Here is a 17425-nt window from a genome sequence, read left to right as displayed (position 1 = left end):
GGGTAGGCACGACGGGGCGTCGCCGCGGCTTCGGCCGCGGCGGCGCCCCGTTCGCGTCGGCCCCCCGGACGCCGACCGCGACGAAAGTCGTAGGCCCGCGAGGGCGGGCAACGACCTTCGACCACTCCCCCGCGCGGCACGACGTCAGTACCGTGAACGCATGGATTCGAGCGCGGCCGGGCCGCGGTGGCAGCGGTGGTGGGTCGCACCGCGCCTGCGGGACTGCGCGTGCATCCTGCTGTCCGCGCTGCTCGCGGTCGGTGCGGCGGCGGTGGAGTGGCAGGGCGGGTCCACCGCCTACGGCAACCTCGCGCTCGTCGTGGGTCTGACCGGTTCCGTGCTCCTGTGGTGGCGGCGGCGGTGGCCCCTCGAGGTCACGATGATCGGCGGGATCCTCACCGCAGCCGTCGGATTCCCCGGCGTGGCCCTCCTCGGTCTGTTCACCCTCGCGGTGCGGCGGCGCGACCGAGTCCTGGTGATCGCGACCGCCTTCGTCGCCACATGCCTCGCCGTGCCGCACCCGTGGTCGAGCGTTCCGTGGCGGCTCGGCGACACCCTCACCAGCGTCGCGCTCGCCGCGGCCTTCGCGCTCTGGGGCTCCTACGTCGGCGCGCGCCGGGACCTCATCGAGTCGCTGCGCGAGCGCGCCGTGCGGGCCGAGGCCGAACGCGAGCTGCGCGCCGTCCAGGCCCGCACCGCCGAGCGCTCCCGCATCGCCCGCGAGATGCACGACGTCCTGGCGCACCGGGTCTCGCTCATCGCGCTGCAGGCCGGCGCGCTCGAGGTCAACGCCGACGCGGCGCCCGGCACCGTCGAACGCGCGGCCGCCGAGATCCGCTCCACAGCGCACGAGACGCTCGAGGACCTGCGGGGCGTGCTCGGTGTGCTGCGCGGGACCGACGCCGAGCCGCTCGCGCCGCAGCCGGACCTGTCCGACCTCGCGCGCCTGGCGGACGAGTCTCGGGTGGGCGGCGCCACCGTCGACCTGCTCGTCGACGAGGCCGCCGCGGCGCCGCACGCGGTACCGGAGGCCCTGGGCCGCACCGCGTACCGCATCGTCCAGGAGAGCCTGACGAACGTGCGCAAGCACGCCGGACCCGCGGACATCCGGATCGCGGTGCACCTGCGGGAGCACCGCCTCATGATCGAGGTGGTCAACGACCGCCCGCGGTCGCCCGCGCCGCCGCTCCCGGGATCGGGGGCCGGCCTGATCGGCCTGGCGGAGCGCGCCCAGCTCGCGGGCGGCGAGCTCTCCTCCGGCCCCACCGCCACCGGCGGCTGGCGCGTGTACGCCGACCTGCCCGTCCCCGTCGAGGGGGCCTGACGAGCCGGGGCCGTGGCAGGATGGTCACGACCCCAGGAGGCCCCGTGACCCGCATCGTCATCATCGACGACGACCCGCTGGTGCGGTCCGGGCTGCGCATGATCATCGAATCCGCCGAGGACCTGTCGATCGTCGGCGAGGGCGGCGACGGCGCGGAGGCCGTGGGCCTCGTGCGCGAGTGCCGCCCCGACGTGGTGCTCATGGACATCCGGATGCCGTCCGTCGACGGTCTGGCCGCCACCGCGCTGGTGCGCGCGGAGCCGGAGCCGCCGCAGGTCATCGTGCTCACCACGTTCGACCTCGACGACTACGTGCTGCGCGCCCTGCAGGCGGGCGCCGCCGGCTTCATGCTCAAGGACACCCCGCCGCGTCAGCTGCTCGACGGCGTCCGCGTGGTCGCCTCGGGCGAGGCGATGCTCTCCCCCAGCGTGACCCGCAAGCTCATCGCGCGCTTCGCCGGCGATCCGCGCGAGGACCGCCGCCGCGCGGCGCTCGCCCGCGTCGCCGTCCTCACCGAGCGGGAGCACGAGGTGTTCCTCGGCATCGCCGCCGGCGCCTCGAACGCACAGATCGGCCGTGATCTGTTCATGAGCGAGGCGACGGTGAAGACCCACGTCTCGCGCCTGTTGGACAAGCTCGAGGTGGCCAACCGCGTGCAGCTCGCGATCCTCGCGCACGACGCCGGACTCACGCCCCGCTAGGCCGACGCCGCCGCCCGTACGACTTTCGTAGGGGGTCGCCGACGCCCCCGTCCGACCATCGTCTACGAAGTGGACATCGGTCGTCCACAAGGGCTTTCGAGGCCTACCGTGCGCCGCTCCCGATGCCCACACTGAATGGCATGGCATCACTCCTCTACAAGGTCGGACGGTTCTGCTACCGGAAATGGTGGCTCGTCCTCGTGCTCTGGATCGTCGCCTTCCTCGCGATCGGGGCCGCGGGATCGTCGCTGTCCAAACCCTTCAAGGACGACTTCAACCTCCCCGGCAGCCGCGCCGTCGAGGCGCAGAACGTCCTGCAGGAGAAGTTCCCCGAGACCGCGAAGACGCAGGCGCCCACCGCCACCGTCGTGCTGCAGTCCACCAACGGGCAGCGGCTGGACCAGGGCGGCAACGCCACGGCCGTGAACGCCGTCGTCGACAAGCTGCGCCAGGTACCGCAGCTCACCGCCGCCGACAAGGCCGCCGTCATCAACCCCACCGTGGGGGCGGCCGCGGCCGAGAACCTCAGCAGCGACGGCCGGACCGCGCAGATCCACTTCTCCTTCGGCGACGTCAAGGAGGTCTCGGAGGAATCGATCGAGGCCGTGGCGGCGGCGAAGAAGGCGGGCACCGACGCGGGCCTGAAGGTCGAGAGCGCCGGGTCGGCGAACGAGACGGAGGCCGAGCCGCCGGCGGAGATGATCGGCATCGTCGTGGCCGTGATCGTCATGATCATCACCTTCGCCGCGCTGCTCGCCGCGCTGATGCCCCTGGGGGCGGCGCTGATCGGCATCGGCCTCTCGACGTCGATCATCGCGATCGGCACGTCGTTCCTCACGCTCGGCACGTCCACGACCGGCCTGTCGATGATGATCGGGCTCGCGGTGGGCATCGACTACTCGCTGTTCGTGATCTCCCGGTACCGCCAGGAGCTGATGACCACGTCGGATCGATCGCACGCCGCGGGCCTCGCGGTCGGCACCGCGGGCAGCGCCGTGGTCTTCGCCGGCGCCACCGTGATCATCGCGCTGTGCGGCCTGTCGATCACGGGCATGTCGTTCCTGTCCCAGATGGGCCTCGGCGCCGCGGTCACCGTCGCGCTCGCCGTCCTCGTGGCGCTGACGGTGCTCCCGGCCCTCCTGGGCATGTTCAAGTCGACCGTGTTCAAACCGCGGCTGCCGCTGCTCTGGACGCCCGAGCAGACCGAGCGCCGCCCGATGGGGCAGCGCATCGGCGAGCTCCTCACCCGCAAGCCGCTCCCCTTCCTCGTCGGCGCGGTCGCGATCCTCGCGCTCGCGGCCATCCCGATCGGCAAGCTCGAGCTCGGCCTGGACTTCGCGGCACCGTCGGACAAGGCGGCCGTGCAGATGCAGAGCGAGGCCTTCGGCGCCGGCAAGTCGTCGCCGCTCGTCGCCGTCGTCGACACCCAGGGCAAGGGCGACCTGAAGGCGGCGACGCAGCGGTTCGCCGAGCAGGCCCGCACGCTGCCGGGGATCGCCCACGACGGCGTGATCGGCCCCGTGCCCAACGCGACCGGCGACGCGGCGCAGTTCATCATCGTCCCGGAGTCGGGGCCGTCGACGAAGCAGACCGCGACCCTGCTCGACGAGCTGCGGGACCGCGCGGAGACCGTGGGCGGCGCCACGTCGACCTACATCGGCATCGGCGGCGCCGCGGCGATCAACGCCGACTTCTCCGAGACGCTCACCTCGAAGCTGCCGCTGTACCTGATCGTGGTGGTGGGCCTGGCGATCCTGTTGCTGATGATCGTCTTCCGGTCGGTGATCATCCCGGTGATCGCGTCGCTCGGCTTCCTGCTCTCGATCGCGGCCACGTTCGGCGTCACCGTCGGCTTCTTCCAGGACGGCTGGCTCGGCTGGATCGCGCCCGAGGAGCGCGGCCCGATCCTGGTGTTCATGCCGATCTTCCTCATCGGCATCGTCTTCGGCCTCGCGATGGACTATCAGGTCTTCCTCGTCAGCCGGATGCGGGAGGAGCACCATCACGGCGCGCCGGCCCTGGAGGCGATCCGCATCGGGTACCGGTCGGGGGCGCGCGTGGTGACGGCAGCGGCGATCATCATGATCTCCGTCTTCGCCGGATTCACCCTCTCCTCCATGACCTTCCTGAAGCTGATGGGCTTCTCGATGGCGGTGGCCATCGTGTTCGACGCCTTCCTCGTGCGGATGATCATCATGCCCACGGCGATGGCCGTGCTCGGCGAGCGCGCCTGGTGGATCCCGCGCTGGCTCGACAAGGCGCTCCCCCGCATCGATGTCGAGGGCGACGCCCTGCGCACGATGAACCCGGGCGAGGATGCGGATACCGCTCCCGTGGAGCAGAACCCGGCGATCGTGGCCGTCGCGCCGGCTGCGGCTCCGGCTGTGGTGCAGCACCCGGTCCCCGCGCCGGCTTCCGCCGGACCCGTCGCCCCGGTGCTGATTCCGGCGCCACGCACCGCACCCGCGGGAGCCGCGCGCGGGGCGCAGCAGACGCCCCGGAGCACGGCCGAGCTCGCGGAACTGCGCGCCAGCAACCGTGCGCTGGTGGCGGAGCTGTCCGAACTGCGCTCGGACTACCGCTCGCTCACGGCGCACGCGCGCCTGCAGGCCGAATCCGTCACCGACCCGGTGCGTTTCGAGGTCACCGGAGGAACGGGCTCCGCCCGCACGGGGGCGCTGCACGCGCGCCACCGCTCGATCGCCACGCCGGCCTTCGTGGCGTCCGCGCCGCTCGCCGCGATCCCGGGCGTGGATCCCGCGTCGGCCGCGCGGCTCGGCGCGAGCGGTGTCACCGTCGACGGGGCCCGGCTGGGGCTCCACCCCGGCGCCGAGACCATCGAGGAGGCCGGCGGCCTCGCCACCTTCGCGGGGTGGGATCTGCCACTCTTCGTGGACGTCTCGGCCCCGTCCTCCGATCCGGCTGCGGCCGTCACCGCGGCGTACCGCCTGGGCGGCGATGTCGTCTTCGCGCCCGCCGCCGCGACCGGGGCTCGGCGTGCCCTCGCGGAGCACAACTGGCTCACGGCGCAGCGCCGGGGCGAGATGTCGCTGTGGGCCAGTGTTCCCGTGCGCCTCGCGCACGATCGAGCCGCGCTGCGCGAGCTCCTCGCCCGCCACGAGGAGGACGTCCGCTCCGGCGGTCTGGGCTTCGGCGGGCTCCGGATCATCGGCGCCGCCACCGACCCGCAGGCACGCGACGCGCTCGCCCTGCTCACCGCGGCGCTGGACGAGTCCCGGCCGCGGTACCTCACCGCGGTACGCGGTCCCGAGGACCTGTTGCACGCGATCGACGCGGGCGTCGACTTGATCGAATCCGCTGCGCCGCAGGACCTCGCGACCCGCGGGATCGCGCTGACGGCGGGCGGTCCCATCGCGGTGTCGACGCCGCCGTTCCGCCAGGACGTGCGCCCGCTCGACATCGGCCCGGCCCAGGACGGGGCGGCACCGTCGCCGAACCGCGCGTACCTGCACCACCTCTACCGCACCGACGCACCGTCGGCGGTGCAGGCGGTGACCCGCCACAACCTGCGGTTCCTCACCGCGCTCACCGCCGGGGCCCGGCGCGCGATCGACGAGGGGCGGTTCCCCGCGTACCGCGACGCCTTCCTCCGCCGCTTCAACGGTGGGGAGGCCGCCGGCGCCGCGCACGTGGACGACCACGACGGCGACGTCGTGGCGACCGCGCACTAGCGACGGAAAAGAGCGCTGCCGGACGGCGGCGGTGACGGCGAGAGGCCGTCGCCGCCGCCGTTCGGCGTCGGTCGAGGCGTGTTCCGGCGCGATCGCGTACACCGTTCCGTAACCTGGCCACGCGTGACGGGAACCACAAAATGCTTGTGATTGCCATCACTTTTCCCAGGTCATTGCCTATGCAAGCTATTGCTAGCGATCGCGCACGTGACCTGGTCTTACGGTCCTCACAGCCGATCGTGACCTAAGCGTTATCAAACCGCGACCGTCCCGCGTCGGGGATGACACCGCGGCGATAGGCCCCTAGTGTTCATCTCGACCCGGTCACGGGAACAAAACTGAATCCACGAACCACCGCGTATGTGTGGGCCCGCCGCCGAAACGAGAGCATCTTCCTCGGGCGCCGGACCGCTTCCAGCGTGACGCACCACGTCGCCGAAGCCGGTTGAGCGATCGTCCTCAGCCCACTGCCGTGCCCGACAGAGAAGGCGCGGTCCATGTCTTTCCCCGACACCTCCGCCCCAATCGGGCTGTGTCCTGGCATGCGCACCGGCGAAAGGAACCCCTTGAAGAACATCCGCAAGACCCTGGGCATGATGGCCGTCACCGGCGCGATCGTCGCCGCTCCCGTTGCCTTCGGCACCGGTGCTGCGAACGCCGACAGCGTGAACTGGGACGCCATCGCGGCCTGCGAGTCGGGTGGCAACTGGAACACCAACACCGGCAACGGCTACTACGGCGGCCTGCAGTTCAGCCCGTCGACCTGGCGTGCCAACGGCGGCTCGGGCCTGCCCCACAACGCCTCGCGTGCCGAGCAGATCCGCGTCGCGGAGAACGTCCTGGCTTCGCAGGGCATCGGCGCGTGGCCGAGCTGCGGTGGCCGCGGCTAGTTCGCACCCACTGCACAGAGACTGACGCCTGCGGCGGTCGATTCCTCGTGAATCGGCCGCCGCAGGCGTTTTCGCGTCCCGCCCACTGAGACCTGCCCACCCCCGGCCCGGCGCGGACTGCCAGAATCGCGGGGTGCGACTGCGCGTGTTCCTCCTGCTGACGGGGCTGTACTTCGCCCAGGGGCTCCCGTTCGGCTTCTTCACGCAGGCGATCCCCGTCCTGCTCCGCGAGGCGGGCCTGTCCCTCACCGCGATCAGCCTCACCTCCTTCCTCTACCTCCCCTGGGGCCTGAAGTTCCTCTGGGCGCCCGCCGTCGACCGGATCGGCACGCGCCGGCGGTGGCTCCTCGCCACGCAGCTCGGCTCCGCCGGCGTCGCCTTCGCCCTGGCCGCCACCGACCTCACAGGGTCGCTGCGGTGGCTGTTCGTCGCCATCGCCGCCATCAACGTGCTCTCCGCCACCCAGGACGTCGCCACCGACGGCCTCGCCGTGCGACTCCTCGGCCCCCGCGACCGCGGCCTCGGCAACGGCATCCAGACGGGCGCCTACCGGCTCGGCATGATCGCCGGCGGCGGCGGGCTGCTGTGGATCTACGCGGAGAGCGGCTGGCGCGTCCTGCTCCTCACCCTGGGCGGGCTGATCCTGCTGTGCACGGTCCCCGTCGTCCTGCTAGCGCGGGACGAGCCCGCCGACGGTGCGCCCCACCCCGTCGAGCACGTCCGCCGCGAGAGCCTGGGCACGGCGTGGTGGCACCGGCTACGCCGGCCCGGGGTGATCCCGTTGATCGGGCTCCTGGCCGCCTACAAGTTCGGCAACGCCATGGCGTCGTCCGTCTCCGGCCCGTTCCTGCACGACGCGGGCCTGGGCCTGCGGGAGATCGCGCTGGTGAGCGGCGCCCTGAGCTCCGCGGGCGCCCTCGCCGGATCGGCCGTGGGCGGCTGGCTCGCCTTCCGGCACGGGCGGCGCACCGCATTGCTGTTCGGCGGAGTCAGCCAGACCCTCGCGGTGGGGCTGTACGTGATCGCGGCGCTCGGGATCGGCGGCGGCGGCATGGTGATCGCGGCAACGCTGCTCGAGCACGTCTTCGGCGGCGCCGCGTTGGTCGCATTGTTCACGCTGATGATGGACGCGTGCGAGCGCGACGACGCGGGCGCCGACTACACACTGCTCGCGAGCGCCGTGGTCGCTGCGCAGGGGATCGCCGGATTCGCCGGCGGCGCCGTGGGCGACGCACTCGGCTACCCGGCCGTGTTCACCGTCGGCATGGTGCTCTCGGGCATCGGCTGCGCCGTGCTCGTGCGCGGCCTCGACCGGGGCGTCGGGCCCGCCACCATCACGACGTGGCGGCGGGGCCCGGTTCCCACCCCCTGACGCCGTCCGCCGCGGCGGGGCCGCCGGGCGACGGACCCAGCAACGACGCAGCGCGGTGGATCGGGCCCGCTGAGCGAGCACGATCCACCGCGCTGGGAGTCGGCGATCAGGCCGGGACCGGCTCCTTCGGGTCCTCGGCGGCGCTGGCGTTGCGTGCCGCGAGATCGGCGATGGAGTCGGCGGATTCGAGCACCGCGTCACGCCGGTACTGCACGAAGGAGTAGGTGAAGGCGGCGATCCACCCCGCGACGATCAGGATGTACACCACGCGCTGGGTGCCGGGATCGAGGGCGAGACCGCTCTTGCCCATGAGTGTCTTCGCGTTGGTGAGGATGATGAGGCCGCCCACCGAGGCGCCGAGGAGGCGGGGCGGGAAATGGCGCACGAGCCAGGCCGCGAAGGGCGCCGCGATGACGCCGCCCAGCAGGATGGCGCCGGCGTAGGCGAAGTTCACGCCCTCCCCACCGAGGTTCGCGAGGAAGCCGAGCGACGCGGCGAGCGCGATGAGGAACTCGCTGGTGTCGATCGTGCCGACCACCTTGCGCGGCTCCATCCGGCCCGAGGCCAACAGCGCGGGCGTGCCGACGGGGCCCCAGCCGCCGCCACCGGTGGCGTCGACGAAGCCGCCGAACAGGCCCAGCGGTGCGAGGAAGCGCGACTTGAGCGGCTTGCCCAGGTTCTTGGTATCGATGCCGCGGAAGGTGAAGCGCAGCAGCACGTACAGGCCGAGCAGCAGCAGAATGGTGGACATCAGAGGCTTGGCGACCTCGGTCGAGAGGTTCGACAGCACCGTCGCCCCGACGAAGGCGCCGATCGCGCCGGGGATGCCGATGCGGCGCACGACCTTCCAGTCGACGTTGCCGAAGCGCCAGTGCGAGGCGCCCGAGACTGCACTCGTGCCGATCTCCGCGAGGTGGATCGTCGCGCTGATGGCGGCGGGCGAGAGCGTCGTGAGCGCGACCAGGAAGGTCGTCGCCGTCACGCCGAAGGCCATCCCGAGACTGCCGTCGACGAGCTGCCCGAGCAGTCCGACGAAGGCGACGATGACGAGGGTGGGCATGCTGGTCTCCTGCGGCTGAGGCGGACGAGGGGACTCGTCCGGATATGACAGGCCACTCTGCCGATCGCGTCACAGGAACGGAACCGTCCCGATCAGCGTGATCCGAAACCGGTACTGTCCGATTCGCCCCGATCGCACGTTTGCAGAAGGACGAACTCGACATGCGCACGCTCCTAGCCCGTTCCACCGCCGCGGCCGCCGCCGCCGTACTCGCAGCCTCGGTCATCGCACCGACGGCCTCCGCCCGATTCGACCTCTCCGGTCACGACCAGGTGCGGACGCTGGCCTGCAACGACGACGTCAAGCTCATCGGCTCCGACAATGCGATCGTCTTCACCTCCGCCTGTCAGCGCGTCGAGGTCAACGGTCACGACAACACGCTGACGCTGCGCGACGTCACCTCGCTGCAGGTGATCGGTAGCAACAACTCGATCGTCCTCGCCGGCGCGTCCTCGATCGACGTGAGCGGCCACGACAACACGATCACCTGCGGCGCGGGCAAGAAGCCCACCGTGAAGTCGATCGGCAGCGACAACTCCTACCGCTGCTGACCCGTCCCTCCCGGCGACGCGGTCACGCCGGTGGCTCGGTCACGCCGCGCGTTCGCCGAGGAGGAACCAGGTCCGCTGGTCCGGCTTGCCCTTGACGGTGATGAGGCCCCGCTCCTCGAAGGCGAAGGCCCGGCCGAGCCGGTCGTGGACGGACGACGTCACCTGGATGCGGCCGACGACCCCCGTCGACTCCATCCGGGACGCGACGTTGACGGCATCGCCCCAGACGTCGAAGAAGAACTTCTTCGACCCGACGATGCCGGCGACCACGGGACCGTCCGCGAGGCCGATCCGGAGCGGCGTCGCGCGGCCGTCGGCGTTCGTCACGCCGGCCGCGGCGCCCTGGAGCGCCACCGCGAACCGCGCCAGCTCCTCGAGGTGGTCCGGGTGCGGTTCGGGGACGCCGCTCACCACCATGTAGGAATCCCCGGTGGTCTTGATCTTCTCGAGCCCGTGGCGCTCCACCAGCGCGTCGAGGGTGGTGTAGAGCCGGTCGAGGTACCGGACGACGTCCGCGGGCGCAGTGCGGCTGGACATCTCGGTGAACCCGGCGATGTCCGCGAACAGGACCGAGGCGTCGTCGTAGGAGTCCGCGACCTCTGCGTGGCCGGGCTCCTTGAGGCGCTCCGTGACCGACCGCGGCAGGATGTTGTTCAGCAGCGCCTCGGACCGCCGGAACTCCTCCTCGAGCGCCGCGTCCGCGCGCTCGATCTGGAACAGCCCGGCCCCGACGATCGCCACCGCCAGGGACGCCGCGGCGACCACGTTGACGACGAAGCCCGTGGTGGCGAACCAGTGCGGCATCAGGCCCGTGTCCTCGGGCACGGTGAAGTGCAGGTAGATCATCGCCGCGAGACAGACGACGACCACCGCGGAGGCGGCGACGATCCGGCGCACGCCCACGATCATCGGCACGCCCACCGCCATGACCAGGTAGTAGTAAGCAGCCCCACGCCCTCACCGAGGAGGACGCACAGGCTCCACAGTGTGACCGTCGCGACGGCGAAGAACGCCGTCGGCGCCACCAGCGTCCCGAACCGCCCCAGCGCGGGGACCAGTGCCAGCGCGGCCCCGGAGACGACGTTGACGACCATCACCTGGTGCGGGCCGCCGAACACCAGGCCGATCACCGCGAAGCCGAAGCTCACCGCCGCCGAGGCGTACGCCGCGAGTGAGACGAGGCGCAGCCGGCGGCGGTCCGCCTCGGGGATCGTCCCCTCGGTGTAGGCGCTCGCGGCGCACCACGCCCGGAAGTCTGCGCTGGTCGGCACAGGCCGAGCGTAGCCAGGCCCGGGCGCCGCCGATGCCGATCCGGGCGGATGCCCGTACCGCTGCCGAGCCCCGCGACGGGGCCTAGGCTGGCGGCATGGACTACCGGCGTCCCGTCGCATTCGGCCTGTTCGTCACCCCGTCCGCCGCGGCGCTCGACAACTGCTTCGCCCTCGCCGCGCTCGCGGACGGGAAGGTCGAGTTCCTGGGGGTGCAGGACCATCCCTACCAGCAGGCGTTCGTCGATACCTTCACGCTGATCGGCGCGCTGCTCGACCGCACCGAGGAGGTGCGCGTCTTCCCCGACGTCGCCAACCTGCCGCTCCGGCCGCCCGCCGTGATGGCGCAGGCCGCGGCGACCCTCGACCTGCTGTCCGAGGGCCGGTTCGAGCTGGGCCTCGGCGCGGGCGCCTTCTGGCCCGCCATCGCCGCGATGGGCGGCCCCGAGCGCAGTCCAGGCGAGGCCGCCGGCGCGCTCAGGGAGGCCGTCGAGGTGATCCGCCTGATGTGGTCCGGCGAGCGATCCGTGCGCTTCCGCGGCGAGCACTACCGCCTCGACGGGGTGCATCCCGGACCGCGCCCCGCGCACGACATCGGGGTCTGGCTGGGCGTCGGCGGGCCGAAGCTGCTGCGCTTCCTCGGCGGCAACGCAGACGGGTGGGCACCGTCGAACTCCTTCTTCCCGCCCGCGACCCTGCCCGAGCGGCACGCCGCCATCGACGACGGCGCCCGCGCCGCCGGCCGCGATCCCGCGTCGATCCGGCGCGTCTACAACATCTTCGGGTCCATCGACGACCAGCCGTCGGACGAGGCCTTCCACGGCACCGTCGAGCAGTGGACCGAGCAGCTGACGGGTCTCGTCGTGGACACGGGCATGGACACCTTCGTCTTCGGCGCGGAGAACGACGACTACGAGCAGTGCCGCCGATTCGTCGACGAGATCGCACCGCGCGTGCGGCAGCGCGTCGCCGAGGTGCGCGCGAGCGGATAGCTACTCGGCGGGGAGCGCACGCACGACGCGGCAGGGATTGCCGACGGCGGCGACGTGGTCGGGGACGTCGCGCGTCACCACGCTGCCCGCGCCGATGACGGTGTTCCGGCCGATGGTGACGCCGGGGCACACGATGACGCCGCCGCCGAACCAGACGTTGTCGCCGATCGTGATGGGCTCCGCGGTCTCCCACCGCGCCCGCCGCGCGGCGTGTTCCTCCACGGGGTGCAGCGCGGTGAGCAGCTGCACGCGCGGGCCGATCGAGCAGTCGTCGCCGATCGTAATCGGCGCGCAGTCCATGAGGATCGCGTCGTAGTTGAGGAAGCTGTTGGCGCCGATCGTGATGTGCGCCCCGTAGTCGCACTGGAACCGCGGCATGACCCAGGAACCCTCGCCGATGCCTCCCAGGAGCTCCTGGAGGATCTGAGAGCGCACTGCGTCGTCGTCCGCGGCGGTGGCGTTGAACCGGTCGAGCAGCCGGCCGCAGGACTTCCGCATCGCGACGAGCTCCGGATCGCTGTCACGGTAGCGCTCGCCGGCGAGCATCCGCTGGAGTTCCGTGGCCACGCCCCGACGGTACCCACCGCCGTGGAACTACCCGGAGAATGCGAAAGGGCTCCGGAATGCGAAAAGCCCCCGGATTTCTCCGGGGGCCTTCGACCTAGTAGCGGGGACAGGATTTGAACCTGCGACCTCTGGGTTATGAGCCCAGCGAGCTACCGAGCTGCTCCACCCCGCGTCGGGTAAACACCACGTTACTGGAATGCGCTCACGATGTGCAAATCAGTTGAACGTGACGCTCGTCTCTCCGGCCGGGCCGGGCGTCGCCGCCCCGGCCGGAGAGCTGAGATCAGTTGCCGCCCCGCGCCTTCGCCTCGGCCGCCTGCAGCTTGGTGATCGCGTCACCGAGCTGCTTCATGGACTGGCCGACGGCGACCTGGTCGCCGGAGCGCTGCGCCGAGAGCACCGAGCTCCAGGCGTCGGAGACGGCCTTCACCGCGGCCTGCACCTCGGGGGTGTCGGCGCCGGGCCCCGTCGCCTGCGTGGGCGGCTGCGCCGGGTCCTGCCCGCCGGGCACCGTCTGGCCCTGGGTAGGACCGGAAACGCCGGTCGCGGCCGTCGCGAGGGCGGCGTCGACCCCCTTGTAGCCGGCGTCGGTGAGCGAGGCCGCGACCGTCGTGCGGTAGCCCGCGCCGCCCGTGACCGGGTTGAGGCTCAGCACCTTGATCAGCTTCGGCGCGGCCCGCTCCCCCGTCGACTGCGCGTACATCGGCCACACGTAGGTCAGGCCGCCGTTCGCCAGCGGGATCGCCTGCAGGTTGCCGAAGCGCGGGTTGAGCGCCTGGATGTTGGCGTTGTCGGCCACGACCGGCGGTGCGCCCTTGATCAGGTCGGCCGCCTGCATGGGGCCGGGCGTCCGCCGCCCGGGCAGCTCGCGCATGTCGCGCACCAGCAGCCGGCCCGCGTCCTCACCCTCCGAGGAGACGGAGACGAGCCCCGCGAGGTACGGCTGGTCCTTCGCCTGCAGGATCGACGACAGCTGGAACTGCGCCGGCCCGCCGCCGGGTGCCGCCCCCACGGAGTAGTACGGCGACTGCAGGCCGTCCTTGTCGGGCGTCTCGTTCGGCGCCGCAGCGGCCTGCCAGACGTCGTTCTGCCGACGGAAGGTGTCGGGGTCCGACGTGTGGTACTTCTGCAGCAGGAAGCGCTGGACCTCGAAGAGATCCTGCGGGTAGCGGAAGTGCTGCGCGACCTCCGCGGGCACCGCGCTCTTCGGCTCGACCACGCCGGGGAAGACGTTCTTCCAGGCGTTGAGGACGGGATCGTTCTCGTCGACCTGGTAGAGGTGCACCGAGCCGTCGTAGGCGTCGACGGTGGCCTTCACCGAATTCCGGATGTAGCCCACCTTCTCGTCCACCTGGCGACGCTGCGCCTGCTGGCCCGGGGTGTTCTGCTGGCGCGAGCCCGTGGCGTCCGAGAGCGAGGTCTGCTGTGCGTACGGGTACTTCGGCAGCGTTGTGTAGCCGTCGACGACCCACAGGATCCGGCCCGTGCGCGAGTCGACCATCGGGTAGGTCTTGGTGTCCACCGTGAGGAACGGGGCGAGCTGCTTGACCCGGTCGCGCGGGTCGCGCTGGTAGATGATCTTCGAGTCCGGGCCGATGTTCCCGTTGAGCAGGATGTTCCGCTCGGTGAACTTGATCGCGTAGGCGAGGCGGGTGAACCAGTTGCCGATCCCGACGCCGCCGTCGCCCTCGTAGCGCGACCGCTCGGTGTCGCTGTCGAGCTCGCGCGGGTCGCCCGTGCTGCCGACGACCGAGTAGAAGCCGGGGTCGGAGCCGATGATCTCGCCGTAGTAGATCCGCGGCTGCGTGACGGCCTTGCTGCCGGCGACGCCGTTGCGCGTGAACACGGGCTGGCCGCCCGCATTGTTGTTGTTCACGGCGTCGCGGCCGCTCTCGCTGACCACCTGGTCGACCTGGCCGGCCGGCGCGGTGATCAGGCCGTTGCCGTGGGTGTAGACCATGTGCCGCGAGGTCCAGTCCGACGGGGTCTTGCTGGGGTCCAGCTCGATCGGCGCGAGCAGCACGTTGGTCTGGTTGCCGCCCACGTCGTAGCGGTCCACCGAGAGCTTGCCCGAGAGCCGGTAGTAGTCCTTGAGGCCGCCGAAGTTGGAGAAGGCCTGCGAGACGACGTTCGGGTCGAGCAGGCGCACGTTCTGCAGCGACGGGGCGTCCTTGGCGGTGAGCGTCTGCAGGGCCTCGGGTGAGGCCTTGGGATCGGATTTCTCGTACTTGGCGCCCGCGAGGCCGTAGGCCTCCTGTGTCGCCGCGATGTTCCGCGCGATGTAGGGCAGCTCCTTCTCCGCGTTGGGGCCGACGGAGAAGGTCTGCACCGCGGTGGGCCAGCCGACGCCGACCACCAGCGAGGAGAACAGCATGAGCACGGTCGCGATCGCGGGGACCCGCAGGTCCCGGAGCACGATGCCGAAGAAGAAGGCGGCGGCGCAGATGATGGCGATGCCCGTGAGGATCGCCTTCGCCGGGAGCATCGCGTGGATGTCGGTGTAGTTCGCGCCGGTGAACATCGGCGACCGGTTCGAGTAGACCAGCGCGTACCGGTCGAACCAGTAGGCGACGGCCTTGGTCAGCAGGAAGACGCCGGCGATCGCGGCCAGCTGGATGCGCGCGCCGCGCGACAGCGAGCCCTCGCGGCCCGCCAGGCGGATGCCGCCGAAGACGTAGTGCGCCACGAGGTTCGCCAGGAACATGACGATCAGGCCGGCGAACAGGAAGCCGAGGACGAACTCGATGAACGGCAGCGTGAAGGCGTAGAAGCCGATGTCCATGCCGAACTCGGCGTCGGTGTCGCCGAAGGGCTGGCGGTTGAAGAAGAGCAGCACCTGCTGCCACGCCGACTGTCCGAAGATGCCGGCGATGAGCCCGATCAGCAGGGAGGGCACGATCGCGAAGGTCTTCAGCTTGCTCGTCACCACGGCGCGGTAGCGCACCACCGGATCGTCCGTCGGCGAGGGCAGGAAGGCGGGCCGCACGCGGTACGCCAACCACATCCCGGCGAACGTGAACAGCGCCAGCACCACGCCCGTCACCACGAACAGGCCGAGGCGCGAGAGCAGCACCGTCCGCAGCACGCCGGCATGGCCCAGTGAGCCGTACCAGAGGAAGGCGGTGATCACGTCCACCACCCGCGGGCCGATGAGAAGCAGCGCCAGGAGAACCACGGCGAGCGCGATGAGGATCTTTGCCCGGCGGGACAGCGTGGGAATGCCCGCGGCACGAGGTGTCGTCACGACAACCACTGTACGGATTGCCCGAGATGGGATCCGCGTGTGCTCACCGACGTGGTACCGCGCGCGCCACGGGATGCGATCATAGGCGCGTGACCTACGACGAGCCGGAGCAGGTATTCGACGAGGCGGCCCTGGGCCGCGCGGCCCGCGAGGCCATCGAGTTCGTGGAACCGCAGGGCTGGGGCCAGCCGCCCCAGCTGTTCGGACTCGTCCCGACCTCCTTGCTCGCCACCAGCCAGCCCGAGTGGGCGGACATCCTCGACGACGGTGCCTCGCTCACCGTGATCGAGCAGGAGCCGCTGCCCGGCGACCCGCGGGGTGGCAGCACCGAGCTCAACCACGTGCTCGCCACCACCACCTGGCCCGACGAGGTCGTCGGGTGCGCGCTGGTGCAGGAGATCATCGTGCTGCCGCCGACCGCGGAGGCGGATCTCGACGGTGCGCTCGAGCCCCATCTGGCCGATGTGGACGCCGCCGACCGGGCCGGCCGCGCCGCCGCCGAGAGCCACCCGGGCCGGCGCACGGCGCGGATGGTCGCGGCGGTGCTGCGCGACGGCCATCGGATCACCCTGCTCATGCTGCAGCCCGACGACGACGATCCCTTCGCGGACTCCGACCTGCTGCGCGCCGACCAGCTCGCGCCCGGCCTGATCCAGGGACTGCTCGCCACCTTCGACGAGGACTGACCCCGCTCCGCCGCGGGCGGGCGCTCAGCAGGACGGTGCGGGGCGCCCCTCGCGGACGTCCGCGAGGGCCTGGATCGCGCCGTCGAGCGTCTCGACCTTCACCAGCTGCAGGTCCGCGGGCGGCGAGGACTTCGCGGCGTCGCAGTTGGCGGCGGGCACGAGGAAGACCGAGGCACCGTCGCGCTTGGCGCCCTGGAGCTTGTGCTCGATGCCGCCGATGGGCCCGACCTTGCCGTCCGAGGCGATCTCGCCGGTCCCGGCGACGTTCTTCCCGCCCGTGAGGTCGCCCGGTTCGACCAGGTCGACGATGCCGAGCGAGAGCATCAGCCCCGCCGACGGCCCGCCGACCTGTTGCACGCCGAAGCCGATGCGGATCTTCGGGTCCGAAGGGACCTGCCCCACGACGATGCCCAGGCGCGGCTTGCCCTCGGACTCGGCGAGCGTGACGGGCACCTGCGCGGCACCGTCGGCACGCCGGACGGTGACGGTGACGACGTCGCCCTTCTTCTTGCCCTCGAGGCCCTTCGCGACCTGATCGGGGGCGGCGACGGGCGCACCGTCGACCGCCTCGACGACGTCGCCCTCGCGCAGCTTGCCCTGCGACGGTCCGCCCTCGCTGAGGCCGACGACGCCGACGGCCGTCGGGATCTTCAGGTACCGCAGCGCCGCGACGGTCGCGGAGGATTCGGAGCCGGTGAACTGCTCGCGGTTGCCCGCCTCGATCTGCTCGCGGGTGGCGCCGGGCGGGTAGTAGGCGTCGCGGGGCGCGATCTGCGCTCCGCTCGCCCACTTGGCGAGCGCGCCGTAGAGGTTGAGGCCGTCGGTCACGGCGATGGTGGTGAAGCGCAGCTGACCGGCGGGCTGATGCACGGGCAGGCCGTCGATGGTGATGACCCTGCGGTCGACGACCTTGCCGTCGGCGTCGCGCTCGGCGTACGTGGTGAGCGTGTCGGCGGTGTCCCCCGGGCCGACGGCGACGTACGGCACCGTCACGAACATCCCCAGCAACACGAGCACCAGGAGCGGCACCAGGGCGGCGAGAGCTGTCGTGATCCTGCGTTCCGTCACGGGCCACAGC

At 71.6% G+C, this 17425-nt stretch carries 13 protein-coding genes, 1 tRNA gene and 1 pseudogene; 8 read left to right on the top strand and 7 right to left on the bottom strand.

All coding sequences use genetic code 11. The features are described from left to right. The first annotated feature begins 160 nt into the window (after window positions 1-160). From ACM9LD_RS01490 to ACM9LD_RS01470, 5 genes are all read left to right on the top strand, one after another. On the top strand, window positions 161-1324 hold the full coding sequence (locus tag ACM9LD_RS01490; protein ID WP_415675033.1) for a sensor histidine kinase: 1164 nt from the start codon (window positions 161-163) through the stop codon (window positions 1322-1324). A gap of 20 nt (window positions 1325-1344) precedes the next feature. Further along, window positions 1345-2025 (top strand): response regulator, encoded by a 681-nt coding sequence (locus ACM9LD_RS01485; protein WP_462933946.1) that lies wholly within the window; start codon window positions 1345-1347, stop codon window positions 2023-2025. A 140-nt stretch (window positions 2026-2165) separates the two neighbouring features. After that, the gene (locus ACM9LD_RS01480; protein ID WP_415675031.1) at window positions 2166-5717 is read left to right on the top strand and encodes a tRNA-guanine transglycosylase; all 3552 of its coding nucleotides are present in this window, start codon (window positions 2166-2168) and stop codon (window positions 5715-5717) included. Between the two features lie 566 nt (window positions 5718-6283). Further along, complete coding sequence (locus ACM9LD_RS01475; protein WP_415675030.1) at window positions 6284-6607, top strand: transglycosylase family protein; 324 nt, start codon at window positions 6284-6286, stop codon at window positions 6605-6607. A 133-nt stretch (window positions 6608-6740) separates the two neighbouring features. Further along, window positions 6741-7979 (top strand): MFS transporter, encoded by a 1239-nt coding sequence (locus ACM9LD_RS01470; RefSeq protein ID WP_415675029.1) that lies wholly within the window; start codon window positions 6741-6743, stop codon window positions 7977-7979. 106 nt (window positions 7980-8085) lie between these two features. On the opposite strand, the gene ACM9LD_RS01465 is transcribed toward ACM9LD_RS01470, so the two are convergent. Further along, entirely contained in the window at window positions 8086-9039 is a 954-nt protein-coding gene (locus ACM9LD_RS01465) for a sulfite exporter TauE/SafE family protein (protein WP_415675028.1), read from the bottom strand. A gap of 161 nt (window positions 9040-9200) precedes the next feature. Here ACM9LD_RS01465 and ACM9LD_RS01460 point away from each other — a divergent pair, with 161 nt between their 5' ends. Further along, window positions 9201-9590, top strand: a complete 390-nt coding sequence (locus ACM9LD_RS01460; RefSeq protein WP_415675027.1) for a DUF3060 domain-containing protein — start codon at window positions 9201-9203, stop codon at window positions 9588-9590. A gap of 39 nt (window positions 9591-9629) precedes the next feature. On the opposite strand, the gene ACM9LD_RS01455 is transcribed toward ACM9LD_RS01460, so the two are convergent. After that, complete coding sequence (locus tag ACM9LD_RS01455) at window positions 9630-10127, bottom strand: adenylate/guanylate cyclase domain-containing protein (RefSeq protein ID WP_415675229.1); 498 nt, start codon at window positions 10125-10127, stop codon at window positions 9630-9632. Window positions 10128-10325: 198 nt separating this feature from the next. Further along, a pseudogene (locus ACM9LD_RS01450) lies at window positions 10326-10981 on the bottom strand (hypothetical protein); the annotation flags it as partial. Here ACM9LD_RS01450 and ACM9LD_RS01445 point away from each other — a divergent pair. After that, on the top strand, window positions 10957-11850 hold the full coding sequence (locus ACM9LD_RS01445) for an LLM class flavin-dependent oxidoreductase (protein ID WP_415675026.1): 894 nt from the start codon (window positions 10957-10959) through the stop codon (window positions 11848-11850). The pseudogene ACM9LD_RS01450 and the gene ACM9LD_RS01445 sit on opposite strands and share 25 nt — an antisense overlap. Here the strand turns inward: ACM9LD_RS01445 and ACM9LD_RS01440 are convergent, their stop codons facing one another. The 3 genes from ACM9LD_RS01440 to ACM9LD_RS01430 all read right to left on the bottom strand — a co-directional run bounded on the left by ACM9LD_RS01440 (window position 11851) and on the right by ACM9LD_RS01430 (window position 15661). Beyond that, window positions 11851-12396, bottom strand: a complete 546-nt coding sequence (locus tag ACM9LD_RS01440; RefSeq protein WP_415675228.1) for a sugar O-acetyltransferase — start codon at window positions 12394-12396, stop codon at window positions 11851-11853. Window positions 12397-12515: 119 nt separating this feature from the next. Further along, a tRNA-Met gene (locus tag ACM9LD_RS01435) sits at window positions 12516-12589 on the bottom strand. Between the two features lie 111 nt (window positions 12590-12700). Continuing rightward, a complete protein-coding gene (locus ACM9LD_RS01430) occupies window positions 12701-15661 on the bottom strand; it encodes a UPF0182 family membrane protein (RefSeq protein WP_415675025.1) in 2961 nt (986 codons plus the stop codon). Between the two features lie 89 nt (window positions 15662-15750). Here ACM9LD_RS01430 and ACM9LD_RS01425 point away from each other — a divergent pair, with 89 nt between their 5' ends. Continuing rightward, window positions 15751-16347 (top strand): PPA1309 family protein, encoded by a 597-nt coding sequence (locus tag ACM9LD_RS01425; protein WP_415675024.1) that lies wholly within the window; start codon window positions 15751-15753, stop codon window positions 16345-16347. Window positions 16348-16371: 24 nt separating this feature from the next. On the opposite strand, the gene ACM9LD_RS01420 is transcribed toward ACM9LD_RS01425, so the two are convergent. Continuing rightward, a complete protein-coding gene (locus ACM9LD_RS01420) occupies window positions 16372-17415 on the bottom strand; it encodes a YlbL family protein (protein WP_415675023.1) in 1044 nt (347 codons plus the stop codon). Window positions 17416-17425: the final 10 nt, after the last annotated feature.

The sequence above is a fragment of the Tsukamurella hominis genome (assembly GCF_965137015.1).
Taxonomy (GTDB): Bacteria; Actinomycetota; Actinomycetes; order Mycobacteriales; family Mycobacteriaceae; genus Tsukamurella; species Tsukamurella hominis.
This window is presented reverse-complemented; position numbering and strand designations above follow the sequence as displayed.